General features: G+C 69.3%; 4 protein-coding genes and 2 pseudogenes. 3 read left to right on the forward strand and 3 right to left on the reverse strand.

Annotation, left to right across the window (positions count from 1 at the left end):
• Positions 1 to 443 (forward strand): annotated as a pseudogene (locus tag AOK08_RS32730) (serine/threonine-protein kinase); the annotation flags it as partial.
• A 23-nt stretch (positions 444 to 466) separates the two neighbouring features.
• Here the strand turns inward: AOK08_RS32730 and AOK08_RS32735 are convergent.
• Together AOK08_RS32735 and AOK08_RS47845 are read right to left on the reverse strand one after the other, a co-directional pair.
• Positions 467 to 1834, reverse strand: a complete 1368-nt coding sequence (locus AOK08_RS32735; RefSeq protein ID WP_055532822.1) for a hypothetical protein — start codon at positions 1832 to 1834, stop codon at positions 467 to 469.
• Positions 1835 to 2125: 291 nt separating this feature from the next.
• On the reverse strand, positions 2126 to 2254 hold the full coding sequence (locus AOK08_RS47845) for a DLW-39 family protein (RefSeq protein WP_003999697.1): 129 nt from the start codon (positions 2252 to 2254) through the stop codon (positions 2126 to 2128).
• A 349-nt stretch (positions 2255 to 2603) separates the two neighbouring features.
• Between AOK08_RS47845 and AOK08_RS32740 the strand changes: the two genes are divergently transcribed.
• The gene (locus tag AOK08_RS32740) at positions 2604 to 2945 is read left to right on the forward strand and encodes a DUF6344 domain-containing protein (protein ID WP_055532823.1); all 342 of its coding nucleotides are present in this window, start codon (positions 2604 to 2606) and stop codon (positions 2943 to 2945) included.
• A 291-nt stretch (positions 2946 to 3236) separates the two neighbouring features.
• Here the strand turns inward: AOK08_RS32740 and AOK08_RS48750 are convergent, their stop codons facing one another.
• Complete coding sequence (locus AOK08_RS48750; RefSeq protein ID WP_063794180.1) at positions 3237 to 3842, reverse strand: hypothetical protein; 606 nt, start codon at positions 3840 to 3842, stop codon at positions 3237 to 3239.
• A gap of 681 nt (positions 3843 to 4523) precedes the next feature.
• On the opposite strand from AOK08_RS48750, the pseudogene AOK08_RS32750 reads away from it, so the two are divergent.
• A pseudogene (locus AOK08_RS32750) lies at positions 4524 to 4821 on the forward strand (hypothetical protein); the annotation flags it as partial.

A 4821-nucleotide genomic window follows, 5' to 3' on the forward strand; every position in this document is an offset into this window, starting at 1 on the left:
CTCCCCAGGTCGCGCTCGCCTCCGGGCTCCCGTCGATGCTGCCCTCCACTCCCCCCGCGGCTGTCCCGCTCCCTGCTCCGGGCGCGCTCCACGTACCCGCGCCGCTCGAAGCCCCGACCTTCGGCACCCCGTCCTTCGCGCACGCGCGCGTGCACTCCCCCGAGCCGTACCCGCCCGGAACAGCCGCCCGGTCCCCGGCCCCGACTCCGGTCCCGACCGTGACGGCGACCCCCACTCGGACGCTTCGGCAGGACACGTACGCCTCGTCCTCCTCGTACGCCGATGGGTCCCCGGAGGTCGCTCTCCCTCCGCAGGCGGTACCGCAGCACCGTGGCCGACGTCGTCCGCGTCGCCCCGGTCCGCCCGCGAAGGTGGCGATACCGGTCCTGTTCCTGGCCCTGGCCTGCTACGCGGTGGGTTTCTGGGCCCTGTTCCGCATCTGAGCCAGGCGTCAGCCAGGTGCGGGTCAATACATCTGGGCGCGGCCGGCCCGCCGCCGGGCGAGGAGCGTCCACAGCCCGAGCGTCAGCGTCAGCAGGCTCCCCGCGCCGATGCCGCTCACCGCGACGACCCGCATCGCGGCGACATCACGTCCGCCGTCCCGGTCCGTCCCGCCGGCTCCCGTACCGCCCAGGAGCCCACCGGACGTCCACCCGCCGGCCGCCACCCGGTCCTGCTCCGTGACCGCGAACGCGTCCCGGGGCACGGACCGCCCCAGGTATCCGGGCGCGTCCTGCGCGGTACCGCTCACCTGCACCCGCAGCGTCAGTCCGTACGGCCCCGGGCCGAATCGTTCCGTCACCTGCTCGGCGAGATGTACGACGAGGTAGTACGAGCCGGCGAACCGCATCCCGCTCGTCCGGTCACCGACGCCGTACCGGTTGGCGTAGGCGACGGGTGGCAGCGGATCGAGGGCCGCCGAGCTCTGGCGGCCGCCGTAACCGAGGCCCTCGTCGTCGACGTACCCGCGCGCGGGGTTGTAGAGCGACACGGCGAGCGCGCTGCTGACGTACCGGCCGCCGCCGGCAGCACCGCCGGCGCTGCCCAGTTCGACAACCGCGTGGAGCCGCTGCCCCCAGTCGACCGGCACCCGGTAGAACCGTGTCCGACCGGGCGTGATCTCGTCCTGCCAGACTCCCTGCCCCACCGGGGCGGCGGTGGCGAAGCCCGCGCCGCCCTCGCGGGGGACGGCGTCACCGGTGAGCGGCTCGGGCGAGTCGGCGGCCCAGGGGGATTCGGGGGACGCGGGCGGGGTCGCCGCGACCTCGTTGACGAGGCCCGGCTCGGACACGTACGTCAGTTCGAGATCCCAGTCGTCCGACGACGAGCCCGCCGAGTCGACGCGGTCCACCACCACGTAGTACGTTCCGGCCCCCTGACACGCCGTCGTCTCGCCGTCGGTCACGCGTGACGCCCAGGCGGCGACCGGACGCGGGCTGCGGGACGCTCCGAAGCGGGTGCTGTCGTAGGAGCAGGAACGGGCGTCGGCGTCCTGCACGGCCACCTTGACGCCGTCGGAGGAGGCCACCGTCGCGCCCTGCCGGGGAACGGCGGTGGCGGAGACGTACGCGTTCGACGTGGCGTCGAGCGCGAGGCGGAAGTAGAGCCTGCCGTTGACCGGGAGGGTGCTGCGATAGATGCCGCCGGGATCCAGCCGCACGGCGTCCGTGGTGCTCGCGGCTCCCTCGACGGTCCGGGCGCCCTCGGCGAAGTCGTAGGTGTACGGGTCCGGCGCGGCGACCGCCTCAGAACCGGCCCCCGGGCCCGCCCAGGCACCCGCCACGGCGCACAGCACCGCCGCCACGACCGCGCCCCGCACCGTGCGCCGCCCCATCACGCGCCACCCCTCACCGTGCCCACCGCTGCCCGAACCGTTCGCGCCCCCGCCGCACCCGGGCACCGTCTCTGCCCGGACCGTCGCCCATCCTGCCCCGTCGACCGGCCCGCCACGCATGTAATTCGTACGTGCGCCCGAAACGACCCACCCTGGGGCACTCAATTTGCCTCGGCAATCATTTCGTTCACGACGGCGAATCGCCCGCCGGCCCCGGACGACGCCGCTCCGGACAACACAAAACCCCGACCGCGTCGGCGGCCGGGGTCTGTTCGCTGACTCTGTCGATACTCAGGAACCCGTGGGCACGGAGTCGGTCGCCTCCGTCCACAGATCCTGCTCGGCGCGATCCGCCTGGATCTGGCGGTACACGAGGAGCCCGCCGATGGCGGCCAGTGCGACCAGGAGAAGCTTCTTCACCGCGCGACCTCGTCTTTCCTTGACGTAAGGGACCTCTGGCGCCCGACTATACCCTTCGGCCGAGACCGATCGGTGACCTGCACCGACCCCCAACTCCCGCCCGGCACACAGCAGTAGAAGCGGACGGCACCACTCCGATCGGAGGGTGATCACATCTCCACGTACCGTGACTATTCGCCCCGCTAGGCCATCAATCGCCCCCTATTCTTCTCTTTCGGCACTACTTGCACCCATCCGAGTGGTGTTCATCGGAAGATCGACGCGCCGCGGGCGTCGGTCCACCACTTCGGCACCCTCGTACACATCATGAGGAAAGTACGCAAATCGTCCGACCCGAAAGTGAGGGGCCATGGCCCAGAACAAGGTCTCGAAGCTGTGGACCGTCGTCGTCACCGCCTTCCTGGCGCTGTGCACGGCGCTCGGCCTGATCACGACCACGGCCACCGCGGCGGTAGCCGAGAGCAGCCCGGCGCGCAACTCCACCGCCCCCGCGACGGCACCTGCCACAGCCGCCTGGGCCTGGTCCTACGCCCGCTCCCTGCCACCCACGATGAAGCAGCGCATCCGGGCCGAGGCCCACGGCTCATCCCCGAGTTGCCGCCACCGCTCGCCGGCGGACACGGACGCCGAGACGGAAACCGGCGACCAGACCGACACGGACGCGGACACGGCGGCCCAGCCACCATCCTGACCCCGCTGGCGAGCTCCCTCGCGGGCCCCTTCGCGGACACTCTGGCGTGACGCCTCGCGTGATCCCCCACGCGACCCTCATGTGATCCCCCATGTGACCCCCTCCCCATGTAGCGGCGAACTTGCGTACAAAGCCACACGGAGAAACACCAGGAGAACAAACGAAAGAACCCCAACCATCACTGGTTGGGGTTATTTTCACTGTGGGGCCAACAGGATTTGAACCTGTGGCCTCATCCTTATCAGCAATGGCCAGGCGTCAACGCTGAGAGCGTCTGTGCAGCTCAGCTGGCTATCTGAGCTCTCCCAAAGATCGTTTGGGAGAATCCTGGGAGAAATCTGGCCCCGAAGGGTCGGCAGCACACCCTGATGAGGCTTCGTGAAAAACGGTTCTGACCGCCGCGCCGTGAACGGTCCACTCGACGAGGCGCGGGCCGATGAAGCACCGGTCGTAGCCGTAACGGAAGGCCGCGGTCCCGGGCGGGACTAGAAGGTTTCGTTGGGTGATCTCCCGGTCCTGCCGCAGTGCGAGCCGGAACTCGTCGGCCTGTGACGCGCCGGACGGCACTTCAGAGGTCTGCCCCTGCCCCTGACCCTGACCCCGCCCCTGGTCCTGCCAGCCGGCGCGGAGAAGGCTCCGGCGTTCCGCGAGGGCGTTCACGAGCTGGGCGACGGCTTCGTCGTAGGCGCTCTCGGCCTCTTCCAGCGACTTGAGCGGGGTGTCGCCGAACGTGTTGCTGGCGTGCTGGAGACGCCGGACGATCCTGTCCTGTTCGTCCGGCGGAACCAGAGGCTCCAGCCCCGGCCGCCGCCGCTCGGCAGAACCCCGGGGCTGGCTCGCGGGCTGTTGGGCGCGTTTCTGGTCGTACATCTGCGCGCCGGCAGCGTCCGACGTCATCGCTCACCAGGAACGAAACCGGTAGCGGGGCCGGTGCACGAGGTCCCGAAGACTTCGCGGTACTCCCCGGTTCGGCTGGACGAACGTTGATCGCGCTTGCCCCGGGTCGGTCCGCACGGGGGCCGAAGCGAACCGAAGCTCGTCGAGGAAGCCGGCCTTCAGCGTTGCGAGTCGTCGCACCAGACATCGCCGGTCACTCAAGTCGCCACCACTGAGACCGAGTTGATCGATCTGTCGAGTGGCAATTCCTCCGAGTGCTGATCCGAGCACTGGCACGACGTAACGCCAGCCCTCCACTCCATGCGACTGGCTTATTGCGACTTGAGATGATTTTCCATAAAGGGCCGACCAAAAAGACACCCGCCCGGGAACGCGGGTTGGTCGCCAAAGGCGATCGCACGCTCGGGGTGAATGTCAGCATTTGAGACGATCTTTAAGTTCGCCCCTTCGGAGCCTGCCCGGTTGATTCCTGAGGCCCCTTTTGCCCCCTCTTGGCGATATGAGTGCCCGTTACATGAACCCGTGTGTGGGTGATGTAAAGATCTGCTGCCCATAGCCATTCACCAATGGAAAGATCACGGGGGATTGTCCGTGCGCAGCAGATCAGAGTCAGGCAGATCCGGCAGAACCAGACGACCAAGCCGTCCCGTCTGGTCCCGGTCCCGAATATGTGCGATCGGGATGATCGCTGCCGCAGCGCTTGTCATCGAGGCGGCGATGACGGTCGCCGGTACGGGGACGGCCGTGGCCCTGCCGGAGGGCTCCGCGTCGGCGTCAGCCCCGGCGTCGCAGGCCGTCAAGTACGGGCCGGCCGAGGCCAAGGACGTCACCTCTGCTCTGCTGATGGCCCGGTTGCAGAACCGGAGGATCGAGATCCTGCCGGAGCGGACGACGGACTCGACGACGTACGCGCTGCCCGACGGCAGCATGCAGACCGCGGCCTACGCCGGTCCCATCAGGGTGAAGCAGGACGGTGACT

This window comes from Streptomyces graminilatus (assembly GCF_001418565.1).
GTDB lineage: Bacteria > Actinomycetota > Actinomycetes > Streptomycetales > Streptomycetaceae > Streptomyces > Streptomyces graminilatus.

Excerpts from the sequence above, each read along its gene's own strand:
- AOK08_RS32735 (WP_055532822.1), bottom strand. The coding sequence starts at position 1,834 with ATGGGGCGGCGCACGGTGCGGGGCGCGGTCGTGGCGGCGGTGCTGTGC.
- AOK08_RS48750 (WP_063794180.1), bottom strand. The coding sequence starts at position 3,842 with ATGACGTCGGACGCTGCCGGCGCGCAGATGTACGACCAGAAACGCGCC.
- AOK08_RS32740 (WP_055532823.1), top strand. The coding sequence starts at position 2,604 with ATGGCCCAGAACAAGGTCTCGAAGCTGTGGACCGTCGTCGTCACCGCC.